This is a genomic window from Lysinibacillus sp. CD3-6, from assembly GCF_006351725.2.
In the GTDB taxonomy this organism is placed as follows: Bacteria; Bacillota; Bacilli; order Bacillales_A; family Planococcaceae; genus Lysinibacillus.
Genome location: NZ_CP085880.1, coordinates 4,644,925 through 4,669,639 on the forward strand (window position 1 = coordinate 4,644,925; position 24,715 = coordinate 4,669,639).

Here is a 24,715-nt window from a genome sequence, read left to right on the forward strand (position 1 = left end):
CATCTTGTTAACAATAAACGACCTGCTTATTTAGAAATTGAAACGCCCTCTTTTTTCTGAACAACGAATTCATCATTCGCATAATCGATTACAACTTGGTTTCCTTTTTCTACATTGCCTTTAAGCAGTTCTTCCGATAGACGGTCTTCCACTTGTTTTTGCAATGCACGACGTAATGGACGTGCACCATATTGAGGATCATAGCCTTCCTCCGCAATTTTATTAAGTGCAGCATCGGTTAACTCTAACGTAATATCCTGCTCCTGTAGACGTTTTGTTAAGGACTTAGCCATCATTGATACGATTTCTTTTAAGTGTTCTTTCTCTAGTGAGTGGAACACGATCATTTCGTCGATACGGTTTAAAAATTCTGGACGGAATGCTTTTTTCAGTTCTTCTAGCATTGTACCCTTCATATCTTTGTGCTTCGACTCTGAGCTTCCTAAGCTGAAACCAAGATTTTTCTGATACTTTAACGCGTCTGCGCCGACGTTGGAAGTCATAATGACAACCGTATTGCGGAAATCAACGACACGTCCTTTAGAATCCGTTAAACGACCATCTTCAAGTACTTGAAGTAAAATATTGAAAACATCTGGGTGAGCTTTTTCAATTTCATCAAGTAGCACAACAGAATATGGTTTGCGTCGTACTTTTTCAGTCAGCTGACCACCATCATCAAACCCTACATAACCTGGAGGTGAACCAACTAAACGTGAAGTCGAATGTTTCTCCATATATTCGGACATATCAACGCGAATCATCGCATCTTCATCACCAAACATTACTTCTGCAAGAGCTCTTGCAAGTTCTGTTTTTCCGACCCCTGTAGGACCAAGGAAAATAAATGAACCAATTGGACGCTTCGGATCTTTTAAACCTGCTCTTGCGCGTCTAATGGCACGAGAGATTGCCTCAACAGCCTCACCTTGCCCAACAACACGTTTGTGTAATTCTTCCTCAAGCTGTAATAGTTTAGATGATTCTTCATGTGCAATTTTTGCAACAGGAATTCCCGTCCACATCGACACGACAGCTGCCACATCGTCTACCGTTACTTTTGATTCGGCTTTACCTTGTTCTTCTTTCCATGTTTTACGCGTTGTTTCGATTTCGTCTTTTAGCTTTTGCTCTGTATCTCTTAAAGACGCAGCCTTTTCAAATTCTTGACCAGATACAGCCGCATTTTTCTCAGAGCGCACATTTTCAAGTTTATCTTCCAATGCCTTTAAATTTGGTGGCACTGCGAATGAACGTAAGCGTACTTTTGAACCAGCTTCATCAATTAAGTCGATTGCTTTATCAGGCAGGAAGCGGTCTGAAATATAACGATCACCCATTTTTGCCGCTGCCTCAATTGCTTCATCTGTAATTTTCACACGGTGATGCGCCTCATAGCGATCACGTAAGCCGTGAATAATTTGAATAGCTTCTTCAACCGTTGGCTCATCAACTTGAATAGGCTGGAAACGACGCTCTAAAGCTGCATCTTTTTCAATGTATTTGCGGTACTCATCTAATGTTGTCGCACCAATACATTGCAATTCACCGCGTGCTAAAGATGGTTTTAAAATGTTAGAAGCGTCAATGGCACCTTCTGCCCCACCTGCACCGATAAGCGTGTGTAATTCATCAATGAATAAAATGACATTGCCTGCTTGGCGAATTTCATCCATTACCTTTTTCAAACGATCCTCAAATTCACCACGATATTTAGTACCCGCAACAACTGTCCCCATATCAAGCGTCATAACACGTTTGTCGCGGAGAATTTCTGGTACCTCGTTGTTAATAATTTGTTGCGCTAAGCCTTCTGCTATCGCCGTTTTACCTACCCCTGGTTCACCAATAAGCACAGGGTTGTTTTTCGTACGACGTGATAGCACTTCAATCACACGTGTAATTTCTTTACTTCGACCAATAACAGGGTCTAGTGAACCTTCACGAGCAATCTGTGTTAAATCACGCGCTAAGCTATCTAATGTAGGCGTATTTGCAGCCTGTGTAGCCTGTTGTCCAGATTGTGCATTGTCATTATTACCCAACAACAATAATACTTGCTGACGAGCTTTGTTTAAGCCCACACCAGCATTGTTTAATACACGAGCAGCTACCCCTTCGCCTTCACGAATAAGCGCTAATAGTAAATGTTCTGTGCCAATATAGGAATGACCTAATTTACGCGACTCATCAACCGATAATTCAATAACTTTTTTCGCACGAGGCGTGTAGTGAACGATTGGTCCAACATCCTCAGTTCCTTTACCGACTAACTCTTCAATACCTGCTTCAATCATTTGAGGGCTAATATCGATGGCTTCTAATGCTTTCGCAGCTATACCACCGCCTTCACGAATAAGCCCTAAAAGAATATGCTCTGTTCCTATTGATTCGTGCTTCCAACGAATTGCCTCTTCCTGTGCAAGCTGTAATACTTTTTGTGCGCGTTGTGTAAAACGATTAAACATCATATGAATCCTCTCCTTTTCCCCCTATAATAGGCTTACTCTTAACTTCTAGAAATAATGCCTCTCGCAGCATTTTTGCTCTTGCTCTGTCTCGCTCAGCAGGCGGTAAAACCTCTCCTGCATAGTGCTGTAGAAATCCTGGCTGCATGCTGACAACACACTCGTTTAAAGAGGTTGCTTTAATATTATCAATCATCTGCAAATCGACCCCTAAACGCACATTTGATATGCAAGTAGCAGCTTCTTCACTTGTTAAAATTCGAGCATGCGTTAGTGTTCCTAAAGCTCTGTATACACGATCTTCTAATGCAAGTTCCGCTTTTTCCATTAGCTTACTTCTTGCTTGTCGTTCTTTTTGAATAATTTTTTCTGCAACACTTTGGATGTCTGCTAAAATGTCTTCTTCTGTTTTTCCTAATGTAATCTGATTTGACACTTGATAAATATTTCCAAGATTCTCACTACCTTCACCGTATATACCCCTAACGGTCATCCCTAAACGAGTCATTGCATTGATGATTTGATTCATCTGACCTGTCAATGTAAGCGCAGGAAGGTGCATCATTACAGAAGCACGTAATCCCGTGCCGATATTTGTAGGACAACTTGTTAAATATCCAAAAGTATCACGAAACGCATACGGCAAGGCTCCTTCTAGGGCTCGATCAATCTTATTTGCTTGCTCATATGCCTTCTGAAGTTGAAAACTTGCCGTCATACATTGAATGCGTAAATGGTCTTCTTCGTTCACCATAATACAAATAGATTCATCCTCAGATAACAACATTGCGCCGACTTGCTCTTTTTTGGCTAGCTGCGGACTAATTAAATGCTTTTCAACTAAAATTTGTCGTTGTAACGTTGTTAAATCTTTTATAGAAAAGTAAGAATATCTTTCTTGAAGCTTGGAACTGTCCTGTATTGCGTGGGTGACAGCCTGCTCTACCTGTAAAGCCTCGTTTTCCGAGAACACTAAAGGAAAACGAAATCCATCTAAGTTTCTAGCAAGGCGGATGCGTGTACTAATGACAATATCTGAATAGTCATCCTCCATATCCATCCATGCAGGTGTAGCACGCTCTAAAAACGATTCAATCATCATGACACATCACCACCTTCGAATTGTAGCTGCTGCTCAAGATCTTTTGCCTTGTCACGAAGCTTCGCCGCTTCCTCAAATTGTTCCTCGTCCACCGCATCCTTCATGCGTTTCCGAATATCTTCAATCTGTTTTTTAATGACAAAAACATTGTTTTGAGCACCAGGCATTTTACCGATATGCTGCGGTCCAGCTTGAATCCGATTAAACAGCTTTGGCAAATGCTCGCTAAATGTGTCATAACAACTAGGGCAACCGAATTTACCCTCTTTCAAAAATCGCTTATACGTAAATCCACATTGTGGACATGTTTGTTGCTGAGGTGGCGCTTGCTGTTTTTCACCGACTTTTTGCCATGTAGGTGAGCCAAACCAGTTGGATAATAATTGTTGAATCGATACAGGCTCTTGTTTAAACTCTGCATGGAACGGATGGAACTGTGAGGCACAGACATCGCAATAATGGTGTTCCATCTTCTGCCCATTTTGTACTTGTGTCACAGTTACTGTTGCATTGCGCTGCTTGCAATGTTCGCAAATCATTTCCATCACCTCTTTATTTTTGCTTTTCATATTTAATGGTTGTTAACATCGCTCGCAAAATTTTCGCACGAATGCTATCCCGTAAAGGTAGTTGTAAATCTAAAGTCGAACGATCAACCGCTGCTAACATTAATTTCGCTTCTCGCTTTGAAATTACCTGCTCGTCAATTAAACGATATACTAAACCTTCTGCAACCGTTTGCGAGGCTCCTCTTTCAATTTGCAAGAGCACATCATCTATTAGATCAATTTGTGAGTTTGCACGGACACGTAAAATACGAATGTATCCACCGCCACCCCGTTTACTTTCAACGAGGTAACCCCGCTCGGCTGTAAATCTTGTATTGATTACATAATTTATTTGTGAGGGCACACATTGAAATTTATCAGCAATTTCACTACGTTTGATTTCAATATGCCCTTCTCCACCTAATTCAAGTACTTGCTTTAAGTAGCCTTCTATGATGTCTGAAATATTACGCACTTTAAGAATACACCTCGCTTACCTCACTGACTTTGACTATCTTTGACTATCTTTGAGTATATTATACAAAACGCTTGAAAATAATTGCAATTATTTCGCACAAAGATTTGTGTAAAGCGCATGGATATGACATATTGCCTTCATCATGACGTGCTTTTAGTTGTGTGTAAAAAAGCGCATGGACTACTAAGAAAATACTTGTCCGCTAAAAATATTACTCGTTCTTGTCTATAATGTACCCTTTTTGCTTAAAGAAAAAACGCAAGCATATGCTCATAGCATATACTTGCGTCGTTAAAAATTATACCCAGCGACCAACGATTGGATAACGCCAAGGTTCATCTGAAAAGGCCTTCACGATTCCGATAATAGGTACGATGTATACCATAGCGATGAATATTAGTAAGAACGGTAAACCGATTAATACAAATGATAGGATACCAGCAATTACAATCAATATGCCCATCACGATTTGGAACAATAGCGCTTGCACCGAAAAACTTTTCACTTCTTCATCAGAACTAATTAGGAAAAATAAAATCGGCACTAAAAATGGCGCAAAAAACGCACTGGCATGTATGATTACCTTAGACCATTTTGTTTCCATATATATCAACCTTCCTTTATGGTGTGTCATTATGATTAATACTTCTATTTACGGAACTATACGCAAAATAGTTTCAAAAGCTGCTTAAATTTTTAAAACTTTTTTGAAAGGTATGTGATACTAGATGGAATTTAATAACACGCTTGCGAACGAATATGAAAAGGGTATAAGAAGGACATTACCAAGTTACGATGCCATGCTACGTTTAACGAAAGCTTTTTATCAATCCACACTGCAAGAGCAAGCAAGTTTTTTAGTTGTAGGCTCAGGTAGTGGTAATGAAATTATACAGTTAGCCGAGCATAGACCCGATTGGTCATTTGTCGGTATAGATCCGTCTGAAGCAATGTTGAAAATTGCAGAAAACCGTCTGCAATCATTACCAAATGATATTTCTCTACTACAAGGCACAATACTAACTGCATCGGTTCCAGCAATGCACTTTGATGCGGCGAGCTGTATATTAGTACTCCATTTTATTGAATCCTACGAGGAGAAACTTGCTACCTTAAAAGAAATTGCACAACGTTTAAAATCTGGTGCACCATTTGTTCTTGTTTCTAAATACGGACAACTTAACTCCGCTGAAACAGAGCTCCAATTTGACCTATGGCGCGCATATTGGCAACAGCACACAAAACTTTCAAGCACGGAAATAGCGACTATGGAGCAATCTATTCGCTCACTTTCATTTATTCGTGAGGAGGCGATTGTTACGCTGTTACAACAGGCAGGTTTTTCACAGCCTTCGAGGTTTTTTGCTACAACACTATTCGGCGGTTGGATATGCTATAAAGAGTAACTTGAATCCCTATAATATATAGTAATGTACGATAAGTAAATGAGGTAATGATCTTGCGGTGATATGTCTCCTCTTACGTACTTAAAACGAGATAAACAGATATGAGGTGATTGCCGTGATTCGCACGATGGCCATGACGAAAGATCAACAATTAATTAAGGACTTTCCACTTGAAGACCTTAAGCAAAACGATTATGAGTGGTATTGGGTAGATTTTAATTGCCCTACTGCAGAAGAAGAACTTTTGCTCGATACATTTTTTCATTTTCATCCACTTGCAATTGAAGACTGCTTAATGCGTCTACAGCGACCAAAACTCGATTTTTACGATGACTATCATTTCTTCGTTATTCACAAATTAAATGAAGAAACGTTAATTGCTGAGGAATTAAATATTTTTCTTTCTGACCATTTCATTGTTACTTTCCACAAAAACGAAACAACCGAGATTGAAAAGGTTCAGAAGCTTTTAGAAGATCAGCCAAAGTATTGGGAACGAGGCGCCGTTTTCCTGACGTATCAAACAATCGATAAAATAGTCGATAGTTATTTCCCGCTTGTATATAAAATCGAGGATCATTTAAATGCGCTTGAAGATGAACTAACTTATCAAAATAATGTAAATGCAATGCAAATTGTGTTTGAATTCCGTAGTGATTTGCTCCATCTACGGCGCACTATTTTACCAATGCGTGACTTATTGTATCGAATACTTAGCTCATATCGCTTTGCACTGAAAAAATCGGAAAGAGCTTATTTCGGTGATATCCACGATCATTTAGCAAAGCTTACAGAAATGGTCGAATCTAATCGAGAGCTTACAGCAGATATGCGCGATAGTTATATGGCTATGACCTCTAGCCGTATGAACGGCATTATGATGATGTTGACAATCGTCTCCACCATTTTTATCCCATTAACGTTTATTGCGGGTGTTTACGGCATGAATTTCGATAATATGCCCGAACTTCATGGGCGCTACAGCTACTTTATTGTACTTGGTATTATGCTATTACTTGGACTATTTATGTTAGCATTATTTAAACACAAAGGCTGGTTCAAACTATTTAAACCATAAACTGCTAAGCTACCCTACTAGCTTTCAAAAAAATCCGCGCAAACTTCTAAGGAGAAATAAGGCACGAAGGTCAGCGAAATGCTTAGGCAAATAGCCTGACTCATGCTTTGCCCTCAGAAGGCAAACGCGGATTTTTAACATATAAAAAATTAAGGATCTACTTACATGTCTCGATGATGAATTAATATGGACCTCGATCATCCACTTTATTTTCACCTTGTTGCGGGAATAAGAAGTATGCGAGCACACCCGATACTATTGTTGCACAAATCGTTATTAATAGTTGGTTTAGATCTGGTACATCTGCATAATATTTAGTTAACATATAAACAGAGCCAATTGCTACAATTACCATCACAGGAATTACAAACTTAAAACGCTTTTTCTCCATGTAATACCTCCTCAATACTATTTTTATCTCACATGCAATTTTTTGTAAAACTAAACAGTTCGTATTTTACAGGTTTCCTACTTGAAATTCAAATTGCCCTAATGCCATGAAAAATTAGCGTGTCATAGGTAATCCGACTAATGTCAGCTTCCCAAGTAAAAAAATAATAAAAAAATATAGAAATATCGGAAATTTTTAACCAAATATAGTACAAAAAATAGTAGAATAGATTTAATACCATATATTCACCAAATTTACAAACCTAACAATAAATACACAAAGAGTCTTCAATTACTATCATTATTATGGATTTATAAAGAATGGAGCAGACACAATGAGTTGGTTTACAAAGAAGAACAATTATGGTTATTCAATTACACTTACACCTGAGGAATTTAAACAACATGTACAATTAGATGTTTCAAACTATCCTAAACTACAAAAACAATTACAGTTATTAGACTTAACAACTGAAGATTTAGCAATCATTAAACAATTACAACCTTTAGTAAAAAATGTTATTCCTGAAATGGTCGATCAATTTTATGCAGCGATTAGCTTAAGTCAAAACTTACTAGATATTATTAATAGAACATCCCAAATTGATCGTTTAAAAGTGACTTTACATAAGCATTTAAGCGATATTTTCGAGAGTCACATCAATGACGACTACATTAAAGAAAGAAAAGCAATCGCTGAGACACATGTTCGAATTGGACTCCAATCAAAATGGTATATCGCTTCATTCCAATCACTAACTTCGACTTTTACAAGCTTTGCAAATGATTTAGATATTTCAAAGCATGACGCTATACGTGCCATCAATGCCTTCTGTAAAATCATTAACTTCGAACAGCAGCTCGTTATTGAAGCATACGAGAAGGAAGAAGACCGTATACGTAGTGTGGCAGATCAAACAAAGCATGCACTTGTTACTACAATTCAAAGTACTGCCGAGGAGTTAAATGCGATAAGCGAGGAAACAGCCGCTTCCCTTTTAGTCATCTCTTCTCAAACAGATGATATCGCTGTAGCAACTAAACAAGGATTAAACTTCGTTGCAGATACACAGGATAAATCTAAACGTGGTCAGCATCAGTTAAAAGAGCAAAATGAATTAATCCACGATATTTTGCAAAGTGTCAACGGCCTTGAAGTGACGATGAACCAGTTGCGTACATCTTCACAAAAAATTTCTGAAATTGTCGGGCTTGTCACAGGTATCGCTGACCAAACAAATTTATTAGCACTTAATGCTTCAATTGAAGCTGCTCGTGCAGGTGAACATGGTAAAGGCTTTGCTGTTGTAGCCGAGGAAGTCCGTAAGCTTGCAGAAGAAACAAAAAATGCTGTGCAAAATGTGTCACACCTTATTAAAGAAACAGAAAGTAATATTTCAACAATGGCAAGTTCTGTCGTTAATGTAGACCAGAAAATCCAACATAGCGTTGATACACAAACAAGTTTGTCTGAATCATTTAATGATATCGCGGATGCTGTATCAGGTATTCAACAGCAATATGTAAACACGGCAAGAGATATTTCAGCAATTTCCACTTTAATTACAGAGCTATCACAAGGGGCTACACTCGTTTCCTCTTCATCAGACTCATTAATAAATGTTGTAAATGAATTAAATATATAACAAACTAAAAAAAGGAAATTGACTGCATCGTGTCAATTTCCTTTTTGTTATTTAATTAATGTGCCAAAGCACGTTTTTGTTTGCGATGCTCTCGTCGAGCAGGACCTGTTTCAAACAGGCGCTTTTCAGCATCCGTTTCAGGGTAAATTGCAGGAATAGCCTTTGGTTTGCCATGATCATCTACTGCAACCATCGTTACAAATGATTCGGTTGTTAACTTTTCCTCACCTGTTTCAATATTACGAGAAATAACGCGGACATAGACTTCCATAGATGAATGACCTGTGGATGAAACAATACTTTCAATTTCAAGAATATCACCTACATGTGCTGCCGATAAAAAATCAACAGAATCAATGGAAGCTGTTACAACATGCCCTTTTGCATGCTTCATCGCTGTAATTGCAGCAATTTCATCAATATAAGCTAACACTCTTCCACCAAAAATGGAATTATGATTATTAGTATCTGGTGGTAACACGAGACGCGTCTGAAGTGTACGCGATTGGCTCATTGGTACAGCATTGGTTGTCATAGTTCTTGTAACTTCCCTTCATGTATTATTCTTTCGTCATCGTATCGTAGAAAAAGAATTGATGCAAATTTAGAAGGTTTTTTTCATCGTAATAAACTTCATATCGGTCATTTCTTCAATCGCCCATTTAATACCTTCTCGACCATAGCCACTCATTTTTATGCCGCCATAAGGCATGTTATCTACTCGGAATGTCGGAATATCATTTATTATAACAGCACCTGCTTGCAATTCATCAGCTGCGTACAGTGCATCAGGTAGTACATTCGTAAAAATCCCTGCATTTAAGCCAAGTTCCGACTCATTCACTAGTCGAATTGCGTCGTCTAATGTTTCATATGAAACAATTGAGACGATTGGCGCGAATGTTTCCTGACAAACAACTTTCATATCAGCAGTTACGTTTGTCATAACTGTCGGTGTTAATGTACGTTCTGTAAATGTTCCACCTGTAGCAACAACTGCACCTTGAGCTTTTGCTTCTTCAATCCATTCACGAATTCGGCTAACCTCATTTGGGTTGATCATCGCGCTAACATCTGTGTTTTTATCAAGTGGATCACCGACAACAAGCTTTTCAGTTTGCGCTACAAATTCCTTTGTAAATACATCTATAATCGAGGAATGTACATAAATGCGTTGTAAAGAAATACATACTTGTCCAGCAAAGCTAAAAGCGCCGCTAACACAACGCGCAATAATTTTATCAATTGGTGTCGATGGCTCTACAATAACTGCTGCATTTGAGCCTAGCTCTAATGTTACTTTTCGTAATCCTACTTTTTCTTTAATACCTAATCCCACTTTACCACTTCCAGTAAAGGTAACCTTTTTCACATATGGATGCGTTACGAGTGTATCGCTTAGTTCGCCACCACTACCTGTAACGATTTGTAATGCACCATCTGGTAGTCCAGCTTCCTTAAATATTTCCGCCATCACAATGGCACTAAGTGGTGTTTGTGTTGCGGGCTTTAACACCACTGTATTCCCTACCGCAAAGGCAGGTCCTAATTTATGTGCGACTAAATTAAAAGGGAAATTAAACGGAGTAATAGCAGAAATAACGCCTAATGGCTCACGCTTTGTCCAGCCAATTCGATCACCAGCTCCTGGTGCGGCATCCATCGGTACCGTTTCACCTTTCACCTGCTTAGCACCTTCTGCTGCAAACTGATAAGTCGCTATCGTACGTTCAATTTCTGGCAAACCTGCTGATATAGGTTTACCCGCTTCTTGCGCTAAGATTTCCGCCAATTCGTCTTTTCGACGTCGCATAATGTCGACTACTTTATATAAAATTTCGGCACGTTCGTAGGCGGTTGTTTTTTTAAATGAAAGAAATGCATCTTGGGCACCTTCTATGGCTTGCTTAACATCTGAAACAGATGCCTTGGCTATCTTTGCAATCACCTCACCGTTATAAGGTGACGTTAATTCATAAGATTCCTTAGCATCTTGCCACTGTCCATTTATCCAAAGCTTTGTTTCGTTCATCTTCAAATACACCTCCAAATAATCTGTTCCTCTTTAGTTTATCATGAAGTGCTCGAATTTGACGCTATTGCGGCCGCTGTAACTGTGGATATCATCACAGCCTATTGTGCTTGTATTAGTAATTCAATAGAAGTCATAATGGCCATTGATAGAGATTGTTGAACTTTTGCCATATCATAGATAGCAATTTGCACGGCCATAAATAATACGAATTCGCGATGCCACTTCAACAATTTCATTCCCTTTAATTCTTGATACAAATCAACAATTTGCTGAAGCTGAGCTTTATTCATTTAAAAATTAATCTTTGTATAACACAATATAGAAAAGGCAGCTCGTTTAGCATGTTAAAACGAGCTGCTCTAGAGAAGTACCAATTGTCCTCTTTCAACTACTACTTAAAATCAAATGAATCAATTTATTGATTCAATAACTTTATTTCGAAATTTATATGCTTTTCTTTGTTCTAATTGAGCAATACTTTCATATTCAATTTCGCTTAAACTTTCAAATAATTTTTCAGACATTAGACTCACTATATCTTCTAATTCAGTGCCTAAATGAATAATTTCTAATATTTCTTTTGAAATTCCTTTAGACTGTAATAAATCCATAGTATAAGGGTTAAATAAAACTTTTTCAGTTTCTTCGATTGTTAATAAATCTTTTTTTAACGCCTCAATTAAACCTATTACATTTATGAGTAGTAGTTTTTCTAATTCTTCGGTATTTGTAGTATTCAATAATAATTTATTCATATTTAATTATTTTACACGCCAACCTTGCTTAACTCGATCTACTGACCAGCCTGCAATTTTCGATACAGCCTCCACAGTTTGTGTAAATTGGTTTTCAATTATAACAACATCCATGTTCAACACACTCTTTTTCACTATTTACGTAACATTCTGTCGAAAAGATTCAATCGTTTTGTAATAATTAACATAAAAAGTAAACATAATTTAATGTTTGTAAATAGGTATTATATGGTTTAATTAATATAAACAAAGATGAACGGGGGCTATATTATGATTGAACGGACAATCAGAAAATTACTATTAACCCAGACCCTACAAGAACGATTACAGCATTATTTATTATTGCGAAACTCCCCAAATAACGTAAACCTACAACTACTTTTCCAAAAAAATTAGCATAAAAAAACAGCGACAAAAAAGCTTTTGCCGCTGTCATTAAACTATTTAATTAAGCCTAACTCTTTTAGTTCCTCTGTAGAAAAAGCTCTAGACCTTGTTAAAAATCGTTTACCCTCAACGCCTTCAAGCGAGAACATACCGCCTCTACCATCCACTACGTCTAAAATAATTTGCGTATGTTTCCAATAATCATACTGGTTTTTGTGCATATAAAATGGTGTATCTCCAATCTTACCTAAGCATACATCCTGATCACCTAATATTAAGTCTCCATCAGGATAACACATGGGAGACGAGCCATCGCAACATCCGCCTGATTGATGAAACATAACTGGTCCGTGCTTTTCCTTTAACAATTCAATTAGTGCCAGCGCTTCTTCCGTTGCTAAAACACGTTCAACCACGCTCTAGCACCTCCTCACTGATTAGAAGAAACCAAGTTTATTTTCGTTATAGCTCACCAATAAGTTTTTCGTTTGTTGGTAATGCGATAACATCATTTTGTGCGTTTCACGGCCTATACCTGACATTTTGTAGCCACCAAACGCTGCATGTGCAGGGTATGCATGGTAGCAGTTTGTCCAAACACGTCCTGCCTGAATACCACGACCGAAGCGATATGCTGTATTCATATCACGCGTCCAAATACCAGAGCCTAGTCCATATAATGTATCATTCGCAATTTCTAATGCTTCTTCTTTTGTTTTAAATGTTGTAACTGCCACAACTGGTCCAAAAATTTCTTCTTGGAATATACGCATTTTATTATGCCCTTTAAAGACAGTTGGTTTAATGTAGTAGCCATTTTCAAAGCCTTCACCTACATTATTTTTCTCGCCCCCAATTAGACATTCAGCGCCTTCCTGCTTACCAATATCTAAATAAGACAGAATTTTTTCCATCTGCTCACTTGAAGCCTGTGCCCCCATCATCGTATTCGGATTAAGTGGATTTCCAACTTGAATCGCTTCGACACGTTGTAACACACGCTCCATAAACTTATCGTAAATAGATTCTTGAATTAATGCTCGTGAAGGACACGTACATACTTCGCCTTGGTTAAGCGCAAATAGTACAAAGCCTTCTACTGCTTTATCTAAAAAGGCATCATCTTCATCCATAATATCTTCGAAGAAAATATTTGGTGACTTTCCGCCCAATTCTAATGTAACTGGAATAAGGTTTTGTGACGCATATTGCATAATTAAGCGACCTGTTGTCGTTTCACCCGTAAAGGCAATTTTACCAATACGCGGGTTTGATGCAAGCGGTTTCCCTGCTTCTAAACCGAAACCATTTACAACATTTAGTACGCCTGGTGGCAATAAATCACCAATTAGCTCCACTAACACCATAATAGAAACTGGCGTTTGCTCTGCTGGTTTTAATACAACACAGTTACCAGCTGCAAGAGCAGGAGCTAGTTTCCAAACAGCCATTAATATTGGGAAGTTCCAAGGTATAATTTGACCTACTACCCCAATTGGCTCATGGAAATGATAAGCAACTGTATCATTATCAATTTGACTTAACGCACCTTCTTGTGCACGTAAAGCACCTGCAAAATAACGGAAATGATCAATTGCTAGAGGGATATCTGCATTTAATGTTTCACGAACCGCCTTACCATTATCCCATGTTTCGGCAACGGCTAACTTTTCTAAGTTTTGTTCAATACGGTCCGCAATTTTAAGTAAAATGTTAGCACGCTCTGTAGCGGATGTTTGTCCCCATGCATCTTTTGCTGCATGTGCCGCATCAAGTGCAAGTTCAATATCCTCAGCAGAGGAACGTGCTGCTTGTGTAAAAACTTGTCCAGTAACAGGAGTAACATTATCGAAGTATTGACCTTTCACTGGGGGTGTCCATTCTCCACCAATGTAATTATCATATCTCTCTTTGAATTGAACTACCGATCCTTCAGTGTTTGGAAATGCATAAACCATTTTACTTCTCCCCTTTACACAAAATAATGAGAACTTTCTAGAAAAATCGTATTTTAATATCGAAATAACGATATTTTCATAGAGACTCTCTTACCCAATATATTGTCAGAAATTAATGTTTATTTCAACTTTTTAAAATAAATTTTTATAATATTTATTTTTAGTAGAAAAGTTTATAGAATTCACGGTAATTACATCGATAGGGTATACTTAAGCTAATATAAAATGTATAGGAGAACAATATGAGAATTAACAAATACTTAAGTGAAACAGGCATCGTATCTCGTCGGGGTGCTGATAAATGGGTTGAAGAAGGTAAAATAACGATTAATGGTCTACCTGCTACTGTTGGCAGCCAAGTAGAGACTGGTGATATTGTTTGTGTGGATGGAAAAGAGGTAAAGAAAGAAGAACAACTCGTTTATATCGCTTTAAACAAACCAGTTGGTATTACAAGTACGACAGAGCGCCATATCAAAGGAAATGTTGTTGATTTTGTTAATCACCCTCTACGCATTTTCCATATCGGGCGACTCGATAAGGAATCAGAGGGATTATTATTACTAACAAATGATGGCGATATTGTTAATAAAATTTTACGTGCAGAAAACCATCATGAAAAAGAATATATCGTACAAGTGGATAAGCCGATCACTGATCAATTCATAAAAAAAATGAGCGCAGGAGTAGATATTTTAGATACAACAACATTGCCTTGCCATGTTGAAAAAATTTCAGATAAAGTTTTTAAAATTATTTTGGAACAAGGCTTAAATCGTCAAATTCGTCGTATGTGTTCAGCATTAGATTATTCAGTTAAACGATTACAACGAGTACGAATTATGAACATTAAGCTTGGAAATTTAAAGGTTGGGCAATGGCGCGATTTAACTGATAGAGAGCGGACAGAATTATTCCAACTACTTAATTACACAGCAAAATAATGCATTTGGAGGGGATAGGGAGATGCTTTCCATTCAAAGTACTGAACAGCTTACAGGTGTACGAATAAGCGGTGATTTTTGGGATTTAGATACGCTCATACATGCTATTTATAAAGTGACTGGAGATGAAAACAAATATTATGATTACCAAGGTGCACGTCTTCGTATCCTCGGTTTTTGTCACAATCTTCGTCAAGCCTTGCAAGGGGAGCAACAGCTTGAATTTGTGAGCAATGGGCTTAACAAAAATATCCTTACTCGACATGAAATTATTTTTCCAAACAAAAATGTCTATTTCGCTGCGGAAGTTCTCTGGCCAGAAATTCTTTTCACAGCTATTGCCTTAAATGATTTTATTCGTCTACATCAGGAGCTAATCGATTCCTCTGCTTGGAATAGTTATGTCGCCACTATTCGTAATTTCCAAGCAGCGGTTGCTGATTGCCTAGAGCAAGAGCTGAGCGATGATCAATACTTAGTTTTTTTAAGGATGCTTCATACAAAAAGTCCATTGACATTCCGTTACGCCACGCAGTATGTAGATGTTCTAAATTTAGAATACATACAATTGAATACACAAGCACGTAAAGCTCAATTAGCCTCCTTTGCTCTTCGCTTAATGCTTGAGGATGAAGAATACACCGTACTAAAATCTCAGCTAATCGAAGTCGCCAGTACGACCAAAAAAGCACTACACGAAATCCCAATCAACGCAAACTACCCTGAAGAAATTTGGTGGTAGGTGCTAATGTTTCTTCATTTCAAAAAATGCTAGGAGAAAAAGAGTTAGCATGACTGCAGTCACGCTAACTCTTTTTTGCTATGCCGTTGATGTCCGCTACGGCGGTTGCTTTCCGCGGGCACACCGTAAGCCGCAACCCTCGCTTGCGCGCGGACTGTTGCGTCTTACGCTGCGTGCGTTCCCGCAGGAGTCATCGCCTTCGCTACCATCAACTAGTGTTCTTTCTAACTTTTATTTATCACAACAGCTAGCATAGCTAAGTATTTTTCACATAAAGTAACTGCTATTGTTAGTCAATCTTTTCGTATGCCATTTTACGAATAACTGTCTCATGTTGCGGATAATCAGCTAAAAGTTCACCTTGTGTAAATAGCTCAAAGTCCTCAAAATCAAACCCTGGTGCTACCATACAGCCTACTAAACTAAATGTATTTGCATCATCAACGGAAGATCCAAAAATCGTATCTTTTGGCACTGCCACTTGAGGAACCTCACCTGCTTCTAGATTTAACCCTAACTTTTTCGCCTCATATGTACCATCAGGGTAAATCATATGAACAGTTAATGGGCTACCAGCGTGATAATACCAAAGTTCATCTGATTTTAAACGGTGTAAATGTGAAATATCCTGAGATTGTAATAAAAAATAAATGCTTGTATAAATTGGTCTTGTTACATTTCGTACAGCTATCTCCTCTGTTGATCGAAACGAAGAAATATAGTATCCTCCCTCGGGATGTTGATCTAACCCTAATTTATCAATAAAATATTGTGCAGAATATTGCATCAAACTTCACTCCTTTTTTCCACCTTACCAAAAAGTAAAGGTCAAACGCTACTTCTATCTATCATTACTACGGTGTTCAACAAAAAAGGCATCTCGAATTAATATCGAGACACCTCCTCCTATTACAAGCCGCCTAAATAAGCCGCTTTCACTTGTTCACTTTCTTGCAATTCTTTCGCAGTACCTGATAACACAATACGCCCTGTTTCAAGTACATAAGCGCGGTCAGCTACCGATAATGCCATATTAGCATTTTGCTCTACTAGCAATACCGTTGTACCTTCTTTATTGACCTTTTCAATTATATTGAAAATATTTTTTACCATAAGCGGCGCAAGCCCCATCGATGGCTCATCCATTAGTAATAGCTTTGGTTTTGCCATTAATGCACGACCCATTGCAAGCATTTGCTGCTCACCACCAGATAATGTCCCAGACTGTTGCTTACGGCGCTCCAGTAGACGAGGGAATAGCTCAAAGACATGGTCCATATCTTTCTTTATCCCCGCCTTATCGTTACGAAGATATGCCCCAAGCTCTAGATTTTCCTCTACTGACATATTAGCGAATACACGGCGACCTTCAGGAACATGTGAAATACCTGATTTTACGATTGTTTGTGCAGCCTTACCTGCAATCGAGAAGCCTTCATATTCGATAATGCCCCCTTTAGGTTTTTGTAAGCCTGACAAGGTTTTTAATAATGTACTTTTACCAGCTCCATTTGCACCAATTAATGTTACAATCTCTCCCTCGTTTACTTCTAAAGAGACGCCCTTTAATGCTTGAATATTTCCGTAGAATACATCAATGTTTTGTACTTTTAGCATTAGCTGATAACCTCCTCACCAAGGTAAGCTTCAATTACCTTTGGATTGTTGCGAATTTCCTCTGGTGTCCCATCAGCGATTAATTGCCCGTGATCCAGTACGTAAATACGTTCACAAATTCCCATTACTAAGCTCATATCATGCTCAATAAGCAAAATCGTTAAACCAAACTCTTTACGAATAAACGCTATTAACTCCATTAAGTCATGTGTCTCTTGCGGGTTCATCCCTGCTGCTGGCTCATCTAGTAATAATAGCTTTGGATTTGCAGCTAATGCACGCGCAATTTCTAGACGGCGCTGCATCCCATAAGGTAAGTTTTTTGCTAGTTCATCCTTATAAATATCTAAGCCAAATATTTTTAAAAATTCCGTGGATTGCTTTTCCATTGCTTCTTCACCTTTAAAGTGACTCGGTAAACGAAAAATAGATGACCACATTGAATGTTTAGCTAGTGAATGGTTCGCTACTTTTACATTGTCCAAAACAGATAATTCCTTAAATAGACGGATATTTTGGAACGTACGGCTTATACCTTTTTGTGTTACTTGATATGGTGCAAGACCATTGATCTTTAGGCCGTCAAAGGTAATCGTACCTTCAGTTGGTGTATATACCCCTGTTAACATGTTAAAGCTTGTTGTTTTACCAGCACCATTTGGTCCAATGAGGCCTACTAATTCACCTTGATTTAGGTACATATTAACGCCCTGTACCGCCTTTAAACCACCGAATTGAATGCCCATATTTTCTACTTTGATCAGAAGGTTTCCAGTCATTATTTTGTACCTCCCTTTTTACCAAACTTAAAGAAGTCTGTAATTTCTTTTGTGCCCATTAAACCAGTTGGACGATATAGCATAACAATAATTAATACTAAGCTGTAAATAATCATTCGTGTTTCTGGGAAATTCGCTAGGTATGTTGATATTAACGTTAAGAATACAGCTGCGATAACAGAACCCGAAAGACTACCTAAGCCACCAAGAACAACGTATATTAAAATATCAAATGATTTTAAGAAACCGAATGTTGTTGGCTGAATAATGTAGAAGTTATGTGCAAAAATGGCCCCTGCAAGACCAGCAAAGAAAGATCCAATCGCGAATGCTACAACTTTATAGTAAGTTGTATTAATCCCCATGGCATCCGCAGCAATTTCATCTTCTCGAATGGAAATACAAGCACGTCCATGACGAGAATTAGTAAAGTTAGAAATTACTAAAATCGTTAAAACAACACCAATGAAAGCGTATGTCCAGTTCGATAAATATTTAACCTGCATCCCCGCTGCTCCACCAACATAATCCGTATTTAAAAACACAATACGAATAATTTCTGCAAAACCAAGCGTTGCAATGGCTAAATAATCCCCTTTTAATCGTAGTGTTGGAATACCTACAATTAAACCAGCTACCGCTGCTGCAAGTGCTCCTAACAAAATGGCTAACGGGAATGGAAGCATTAGTTTTGTTGTAATAATAGCTGAAATATAAGCACCAACTGCAAGGAAACCAGCATGCCCAATAGAGAATTGGCCAGTAACCCCGATAACGATGTGCAAGCTGACAGCTAGCATTATGTTAATACACATTGTGATTAACATATTTTTATAATATAAGTCAATGACTTCCGTTGTAATAAGAGCCTGAACAACTACATAGATGACTAGCGCTAATACGGCGTAGCCCCAGAAAACTTTAGACTTCTTCATCATTACCGCTCACCTACACTTTCTCGCGGGCGTTTTTACCGAAGATACCCGATGGTCTGAAAATCAAGATTAAAATCAAAATGACAAATGCCGCTGCATCGCGCCATAAAGAGAAGCCGAGTGCACTTACCATTGATTCCACGACACCTAGTAACATACCGCCAACCATTGCACCTGGAATAATACCAATACCACCAAGAACGGCAGCGATGAACGCTTTAACCCCTGGAATAACACCCATTAACGGGTCAATTTTTGTATAATACACACCGAAGATAACACCCGCAGCACCAGCTAAGGCAGAACCAATTGCAAATGTTGCTGAAATTGTATTATCGACGTTAATGCCCATTAGGCGCGCTGCATCCGCATCATGGGAAACCGCACGCATCGCTTTCCCAATTTTCGTTTTATGTACGATGAACTGTAATAAAATCATCAGTACGATAGCGACAGATAAAATTAAAATAGACGTACTGCTAATTTGAACACCGAATACATCGAATGTTCGATTTTTAATCACTTCAGGGTATGCTGCTGGCTGCGCGCCTCTGAAGAAAATTGTCGTATATTCAATTAATAGCGACACACCAATTGCTGTAATTAACGCTGCGATACGCGTAGCATTTCGTAATCGCTTATATGCAATACGTTCAATTAACACACCGAAGATTGCACAAATTGCCATTGCTAATAATAATGCTGGTAAAAAGCCCAGCTCCCACTTAGCAATTGCGTAAAAGCCGATAAATGCCCCTATCATGAAAACATCACCGTGGGCAAAGTTAATAAGCTTAATAATACCGTATACCATCGTATACCCTAACGCTATTAACGCGTAGATACTACCTAGTGAAACACCATTCACAAGCTGTTGTATCCATTCCATGAGCGTTCACTCCTTTGTTATTTTTTGAGGAATGCAAAAACGGGACCTATTTCTACATAGCTGAATTGAATGCAGAAAAACTCGTGTCCCTCATTAAAAGTTATTTCCGATTCCTTATGCTAGAATCTATGCTTTTTTTTATTAGTCTAGTTGTCTGTTAAAAAATAAAAGAGAAGGCGGGTTGCCCGCCTCCCCCTTGCCTTTTAGAAAAAAATTAAGGATTTACTTTAGAGTTGAACACTTGTTTACCGTCTTTAAATTCAAGAACCGTTGCTGTTTTAATTGGGTTATGGTTTTCGTCAACTGAGAAAGTACCTGTTACTAAAGAAAGATCTTTTGTTTCAGCTAATGCATTTTTAATTGCTTCGCCGTCAGTAGAGCCTGCACGTTTAATAGCATCTGCAATGTAGTAAATTGAATCATAGCCAAGTGCGTTAAATGCATCTGGTGCTTTATCGCCATTCGCTGCTTTAAATGATTTTACAAAGTCTTGAATTTTTTGATCTGGGTCTTCTGCAGAGTAGTGGTTTGTAATAAACGTATTATTCAGTGCATCTGCTCCAGCTAAATCAATTAAAGTTGGAGAATCCCAACCGTCTGCTCCCATAAGTGGAACTGTAATACCCATTTCACGCGCCTGTTTTACAATCAGACCAACTTCTTCATAGTATCCAGGAATAAAGATAAAGTCTGGATTTGCTGATTTAATATTCGTTAATTGTGTACGGAAGTCTGTATCTTTCGCTACATAAGCTTCCTCTTTTACAACTTTCCCACCGCTTTTAGTGATTGTATCTTTAAATGATTTTGCTAAACCTTTTGCATAATCAGAAGCATTATCTCCAAAGATGGCTACGTTTTTCGCACCTAGTTCACCTGATGCAAAGTTTGCAGCCACAATCCCTTGGAATGGGTCAATGAAACAAGTACGGAAAGCATATTCATTAATGCTGCCATCGTCATTTACTGTAATATTTGGAGCTGTACCTGAACCAGTAACAATCGGAATTTTATTATCGTTTGCGATTTGAACAGTTGCAACGGTATTACCAGATGTTGCAGGAGCTAGCATCGCTACTACTTTATCTTGCGTTGCTAGTTTAATAGCTGCCGCAGTTGCCTCTGAGTTTTCTGATTTGTTATCTACTTTAATAAGTTCAATCTTCTTGCCATCAATACCGCCTGCATCATTAATTTCTTTTACCGCTAATTCTGCACCTAAGCCGATTGATGAACCGTATGAAGCTACGTTACCTGAAAGCTCCAAGTTGGCACCGATTTTAATTGTATCTCCATCTTTTGAGCCACCACCTGATGAAGAGCCTCCTGAATTTGTATCACCGTCTCCAGCACCGCAACCTGCAAGTACACCTGCAAGAAGTGAAGAAGCTACTAGAAGCGAACCGAACTTTTTAAGCTTATTGTATTCTCTCATAATTAAATTCCCCCTGAAAATTCTCAAATGTTAGATATTTCTGATAATTATAAACAATCTTTCGCTAATGCTCAATAGCAAAAATAATTATTTATAACTATCTATTTTTGAAGCAAGATAATATTCAATTAAGCCTTTTACATTGTAAAACATTCTTTATATTTAGTCTAGAGTGATTTTTCAGTATAATTAGTTATTTTTGAATTATCTATTAATTAGGACTAAATTAATAGAAAGCTATTAAGAAAAATTTTTTTGTAACTATACAACTAACATCCTTTTTGCGAAAATTGCTTACTATTTCAATTTATATATTTTTCTTTGTAAAAGGATACCTACCAATGTTCCGTATATAACATGACCAATAAGCCACCAACCGAAAGCATAAGGATCACTTATAATCGGTGTCTGTTTTGAGAAAATTGTTGTAGGGAATAATATACAACCTATGAAAATTTGTAACAAAATACTATTTCTAATCAACAATGCATGATTCCATTTATACTTATTACCAATCGCGCATAATACGGCTGTTATTACCCACGATATAATGAGATGAAAAAAGAATTCTATTACTTCAGGAAATCGAAAGTTATTTAAAATCGGTATATAATCGACATTTAATAGTAATGTATATACACGGCTGCCTGTTAGATTTTCAACAACTTTGAAGAAAGCCCCCAATATACACCCTGCAACAAAGGACGCTATTATTACTTGAGAATTGATGAGTACTTTCATATGCTCCTCCTTGCTTCCATCTTAATAAATCCATAAAAGGATGAATCCAAATGATAAAAAAAACAATTGTGCTATTTCGCAATGATTTACGTCTAGATGATCACCCAGCTCTATGACATGCAGCCAATACAGGGGCCATCTTACCTCTTTATATTCAACATGACCAAACGCAAGAGCAAAACTCGGCTCAAGAATATTGGACGTACTATTCGCTTCAAAATCTTCAATCTACATTTAGTAATTATGACGTCCCGCTCATTTTACGAAAGGGGGATGTCATTTCACAAGTACTTCAATTGGCATTAGATACGCATGCTAACGCTGTATATTTTAATGAGCGATTTAGTCAAACTGAGCGTGCTGAAGATGAGCGTTTAGCCAATATATTACAAGCAAACGATATTGAAGTAAAAGCATTTTATGGTGATACATTATTTGATGTCACTTCCATTCGAAATCAACAAAACAAACCATATGCCATCTTCACATCATTTTATAAACGCTGTTTACAGGAGCAAGCTCGAAAGCCACTTGGACGTCCTGCTAATATGCGCGCTTTTCCTATCAATGTATCATCTTTAACATTAGATCAATTGCAGCTGCTGAATGGAAACTGGTATAGCAAGTTTCGCAATTATTGGCGCCCTGGAATGGATGGTGCATTGGACCAATGGGAGCTTTTCATAAAGGGTGGCTTATATGACTACAAGGACAAGCGAGATGATTTAACCAAGGAAACCATTTCTAAAATGTCCCCATTTATTGCACTAGGTAATATTAGTATTCGTTTTCTGTGGGCCTCTTGTCAGGAGTTAATAGAAGTTGAGGCTGACCCTGCGTTCGCTCAACAAATCGAAAGTTTTTTAAGACAACTTATATGGCGAGAGTTTTCAATTTATCAGCTACTGTCCTATCCTTCATTTACTACCCTCTCATTACGTAGTAATTTTCAGCATTTTGAATGGGAACCTAATTCTCTTTATCTTCATGCATGGAAAAAAGGCCAAACAGGGTACCCTTTAGTGGATGCAGGTATGCGTGAGCTTTGGGAGACTGGCTATATGCATAACCGAGTAAGAATGGTCGTTGCCTCATTTCTAGTAAAACATTTACTACAACCATGGCAAGAAGGCTATGACTGGTTTGAACATACACTACTTGACTTTAATGCAGCTAATAATGCAATGGGTTGGCAGTGGGTAAGCGGCACGGGTATCGATTCCGCTCCTTATTTCCGTATTTTCAATCCTTCCTTACAAGGAGAGAAATTTGATATAGATGGTATATATATAAAAAAATGGGTACCAGAATTAGCAAACCTACCTTCAAAATATATACATGCACCGCAAACAGCACCCACTGCTATTTTAGAGCAGGCTAATATCACATTAGGCGATACCTATCCATTGCCCATCGTTGACCATAAAACAGCACGAGCCCGTGCATTAGAGCGATACAACGCCATAAAAAAAGCTTAGAGCCATCATGCGGCCCTAAGCTTCGAATTAAAATTAAGTAACAGCATACTAGGAGCATCCTTTGCTGCCTGTATGTTGTTTTTTTGTTGAGCGGAGGAAAAGACGCGACGCTTGTGGCAGAATAACCCGATTACAACAATTGTTTTTTTGGCGTCCGCCAGTCATACTGCGAAAGAAAAGTTAAGCCTTTTTTAAGGCAAACACGCAAAGACGTTCATTTATATTTGTTTCATTTTCTAGATGTACCTCATGTATTAATTCAAAAGGTGTACCGTGATGTAAAAACTGCAAATAATCATATGGTGGGTAATATAAAATAATATGAATATCACGCATATTTTGCTCAAAAGACTCCCATATATGATGAATGACAGTTCGAAATATATTAATGGAGAACGGATTAAAAAAGAAAAAAACATTATCACATGGCTGTATCTTGTAGTTTTCCGCAATAGTATGAACAAAAGAAATGGCATTTTGCGAGCCATTTTTTCGGCAATAGCTCTCCTTATTATGCTCTGCTTCCGCGTAAAAACCTGCGTCCATTTCTATTCCGATTGCTGGAGTGTGGAATTTATGATGAATATATATAGGGACCCTTCCTTTTCCACAACCCATATCAATAAACACTGGATTTTCTGGCAAATCATATTGTGTAAATAATTGCTCTAATCCAGCATAGGGGGTTGGCTCATATCGATGGTAATGAGCTAGTTTAGGAAAGCCATATTGTTCCCCAATCGTATTAATGTGCAAAAGTTTATCAAACTGTTGTTCATTCATTTATTTAGATACTCCTCGAAAAAAAGAATGCTTTATTTTAGCATGAATATAAGCAAACACCATATGCAAAAGATTGGCTTCAGTCTTTTTTCTTTCGCCCGCTGTTGATTAAATTGTTTGA

26 protein-coding genes and 1 pseudogene are annotated in these 24,715 nt (G+C 37.9%); 7 read left to right on the forward strand and 20 right to left on the reverse strand.

Annotation, left to right across the window (positions count from 1 at the left end; translation table 11 throughout):
• Positions 1–26 precede the first annotated feature (26 nt).
• The 5 genes from FH508_RS23100 to FH508_RS23120 all read right to left on the reverse strand — a co-directional run bounded on the left by FH508_RS23100 (position 27) and on the right by FH508_RS23120 (position 5,200).
• Positions 27–2,471, reverse strand: a complete 2,445-nt coding sequence (locus FH508_RS23100; protein WP_173479242.1) for an ATP-dependent Clp protease ATP-binding subunit — start codon at positions 2,469–2,471, stop codon at positions 27–29.
• Positions 2,461–3,570, reverse strand: coding sequence for a protein-arginine kinase McsB (locus FH508_RS23105; protein ID WP_173479241.1), 1,110 nt, complete (start codon positions 3,568–3,570; stop codon positions 2,461–2,463). Before FH508_RS23105 ends, FH508_RS23100 begins: the two co-directional genes overlap by 11 nt.
• Complete coding sequence (locus FH508_RS23110; RefSeq protein WP_173479274.1) at positions 3,567–4,109, reverse strand: UvrB/UvrC motif-containing protein; 543 nt, start codon at positions 4,107–4,109, stop codon at positions 3,567–3,569. The genes FH508_RS23105 and FH508_RS23110 overlap by 4 nt, the downstream gene beginning before the upstream one ends.
• A gap of 13 nt (positions 4,110–4,122) precedes the next feature.
• A complete protein-coding gene (locus tag FH508_RS23115; RefSeq protein WP_173479240.1) occupies positions 4,123–4,593 on the reverse strand; it encodes a CtsR family transcriptional regulator in 471 nt (156 codons plus the stop codon).
• Positions 4,594–4,894: 301 nt separating this feature from the next.
• Positions 4,895–5,200, reverse strand: coding sequence for a DUF4870 domain-containing protein (locus FH508_RS23120; RefSeq protein ID WP_139860488.1), 306 nt, complete (start codon positions 5,198–5,200; stop codon positions 4,895–4,897).
• A 124-nt stretch (positions 5,201–5,324) separates the two neighbouring features.
• Here FH508_RS23120 and FH508_RS23125 point away from each other — a divergent pair, with 124 nt between their 5' ends.
• Entirely contained in the window at positions 5,325–6,002 is a 678-nt protein-coding gene (locus tag FH508_RS23125; RefSeq protein WP_139860490.1) for a class I SAM-dependent methyltransferase, read from the forward strand.
• Between the two features lie 115 nt (positions 6,003–6,117).
• Entirely contained in the window at positions 6,118–7,080 is a 963-nt protein-coding gene (gene corA / locus FH508_RS23130; RefSeq protein WP_139860491.1) for a magnesium/cobalt transporter CorA, read from the forward strand.
• Between the two features lie 181 nt (positions 7,081–7,261).
• On the opposite strand, the gene FH508_RS23135 is transcribed toward corA, so the two are convergent.
• Entirely contained in the window at positions 7,262–7,471 is a 210-nt protein-coding gene (locus FH508_RS23135; RefSeq protein ID WP_139860492.1) for a hypothetical protein, read from the reverse strand.
• Positions 7,472–7,805: 334 nt separating this feature from the next.
• On the opposite strand from FH508_RS23135, the gene FH508_RS23140 reads away from it, so the two are divergent.
• The gene (locus FH508_RS23140) at positions 7,806–9,116 is read left to right on the forward strand and encodes a globin-coupled sensor protein (protein ID WP_173479239.1); all 1,311 of its coding nucleotides are present in this window, start codon (positions 7,806–7,808) and stop codon (positions 9,114–9,116) included.
• A gap of 55 nt (positions 9,117–9,171) precedes the next feature.
• On the opposite strand, the gene FH508_RS23145 is transcribed toward FH508_RS23140, so the two are convergent.
• From FH508_RS23145 to adh, 6 genes are all read right to left on the reverse strand, one after another.
• Positions 9,172–9,651, reverse strand: coding sequence for an acyl-CoA thioesterase (locus FH508_RS23145; protein WP_173479238.1), 480 nt, complete (start codon positions 9,649–9,651; stop codon positions 9,172–9,174).
• Between the two features lie 69 nt (positions 9,652–9,720).
• Positions 9,721–11,148, reverse strand: coding sequence for an aldehyde dehydrogenase family protein (locus FH508_RS23150; protein WP_173479237.1), 1,428 nt, complete (start codon positions 11,146–11,148; stop codon positions 9,721–9,723).
• 101 nt (positions 11,149–11,249) lie between these two features.
• Complete coding sequence (locus tag FH508_RS23155) at positions 11,250–11,441, reverse strand: DUF4003 domain-containing protein (RefSeq protein WP_228134203.1); 192 nt, start codon at positions 11,439–11,441, stop codon at positions 11,250–11,252.
• A gap of 120 nt (positions 11,442–11,561) precedes the next feature.
• Positions 11,562–11,906, reverse strand: coding sequence for a DUF3969 family protein (locus FH508_RS23160; RefSeq protein ID WP_173479236.1), 345 nt, complete (start codon positions 11,904–11,906; stop codon positions 11,562–11,564).
• Between the two features lie 440 nt (positions 11,907–12,346).
• The gene (locus tag FH508_RS23165; RefSeq protein WP_173479235.1) at positions 12,347–12,709 is read right to left on the reverse strand and encodes a DUF779 domain-containing protein; all 363 of its coding nucleotides are present in this window, start codon (positions 12,707–12,709) and stop codon (positions 12,347–12,349) included.
• 21 nt (positions 12,710–12,730) lie between these two features.
• Positions 12,731–14,251 carry an aldehyde dehydrogenase gene (gene adh, locus FH508_RS23170; protein ID WP_173479234.1) on the reverse strand — a complete coding sequence of 507 codons (1,521 nt, stop codon included), beginning with the start codon at positions 14,249–14,251 and terminating at the stop codon, positions 12,731–12,733.
• A gap of 242 nt (positions 14,252–14,493) precedes the next feature.
• Between adh and rluF the strand changes: the two genes are divergently transcribed.
• Together rluF and FH508_RS23180 are read left to right on the forward strand one after the other, a co-directional pair.
• Complete coding sequence (rluF, locus tag FH508_RS23175; RefSeq protein ID WP_173479233.1) at positions 14,494–15,195, forward strand: 23S rRNA pseudouridine(2604) synthase RluF; 702 nt, start codon at positions 14,494–14,496, stop codon at positions 15,193–15,195.
• A 22-nt stretch (positions 15,196–15,217) separates the two neighbouring features.
• A complete protein-coding gene (locus FH508_RS23180) occupies positions 15,218–15,937 on the forward strand; it encodes a DUF6904 family protein (RefSeq protein WP_173479232.1) in 720 nt (239 codons plus the stop codon).
• A gap of 289 nt (positions 15,938–16,226) precedes the next feature.
• Here FH508_RS23180 and FH508_RS23185 read toward each other — a convergent pair whose 3' ends face one another.
• The 7 genes from FH508_RS23185 to FH508_RS23215 form a co-directional block, all read right to left on the reverse strand.
• Positions 16,227–16,724 carry a cupin domain-containing protein gene (locus FH508_RS23185; RefSeq protein ID WP_139859962.1) on the reverse strand — a complete coding sequence of 166 codons (498 nt, stop codon included), beginning with the start codon at positions 16,722–16,724 and terminating at the stop codon, positions 16,227–16,229.
• A 122-nt stretch (positions 16,725–16,846) separates the two neighbouring features.
• Entirely contained in the window at positions 16,847–17,554 is a 708-nt protein-coding gene (locus FH508_RS23190; protein ID WP_139859965.1) for an ABC transporter ATP-binding protein, read from the reverse strand.
• Positions 17,554–18,333 carry an ABC transporter ATP-binding protein gene (locus tag FH508_RS23195; protein ID WP_139859967.1) on the reverse strand — a complete coding sequence of 260 codons (780 nt, stop codon included), beginning with the start codon at positions 18,331–18,333 and terminating at the stop codon, positions 17,554–17,556. Before FH508_RS23195 ends, FH508_RS23190 begins: the two co-directional genes overlap by 1 nt.
• Entirely contained in the window at positions 18,333–19,268 is a 936-nt protein-coding gene (locus tag FH508_RS23200) for a branched-chain amino acid ABC transporter permease (protein ID WP_139859971.1), read from the reverse strand. Before FH508_RS23200 ends, FH508_RS23195 begins: the two co-directional genes overlap by 1 nt.
• A gap of 13 nt (positions 19,269–19,281) precedes the next feature.
• Complete coding sequence (locus FH508_RS23205; RefSeq protein ID WP_173479231.1) at positions 19,282–20,157, reverse strand: branched-chain amino acid ABC transporter permease; 876 nt, start codon at positions 20,155–20,157, stop codon at positions 19,282–19,284.
• A 214-nt stretch (positions 20,158–20,371) separates the two neighbouring features.
• Positions 20,372–21,592, reverse strand: a complete 1,221-nt coding sequence (locus tag FH508_RS23210) for an ABC transporter substrate-binding protein (RefSeq protein WP_173479230.1) — start codon at positions 21,590–21,592, stop codon at positions 20,372–20,374.
• A gap of 297 nt (positions 21,593–21,889) precedes the next feature.
• Positions 21,890–22,333, reverse strand: a complete 444-nt coding sequence (locus FH508_RS23215; RefSeq protein ID WP_173479229.1) for a hypothetical protein — start codon at positions 22,331–22,333, stop codon at positions 21,890–21,892.
• A gap of 131 nt (positions 22,334–22,464) precedes the next feature.
• On the opposite strand from FH508_RS23215, the pseudogene FH508_RS24015 reads away from it, so the two are divergent.
• Together FH508_RS24015 and FH508_RS24020 are read left to right on the forward strand one after the other, a co-directional pair.
• Positions 22,465–22,854: pseudogene (locus FH508_RS24015) on the forward strand (deoxyribodipyrimidine photo-lyase); the annotation flags it as partial.
• A gap of 27 nt (positions 22,855–22,881) precedes the next feature.
• A complete protein-coding gene (locus FH508_RS24020; RefSeq protein ID WP_370635745.1) occupies positions 22,882–23,811 on the forward strand; it encodes a cryptochrome/photolyase family protein in 930 nt (309 codons plus the stop codon).
• 180 nt (positions 23,812–23,991) lie between these two features.
• On the opposite strand, the gene FH508_RS23225 is transcribed toward FH508_RS24020, so the two are convergent.
• Complete coding sequence (locus tag FH508_RS23225; RefSeq protein WP_173479227.1) at positions 23,992–24,594, reverse strand: class I SAM-dependent methyltransferase; 603 nt, start codon at positions 24,592–24,594, stop codon at positions 23,992–23,994.
• Between the last annotated feature and the right edge of the window lie 121 nt (positions 24,595–24,715).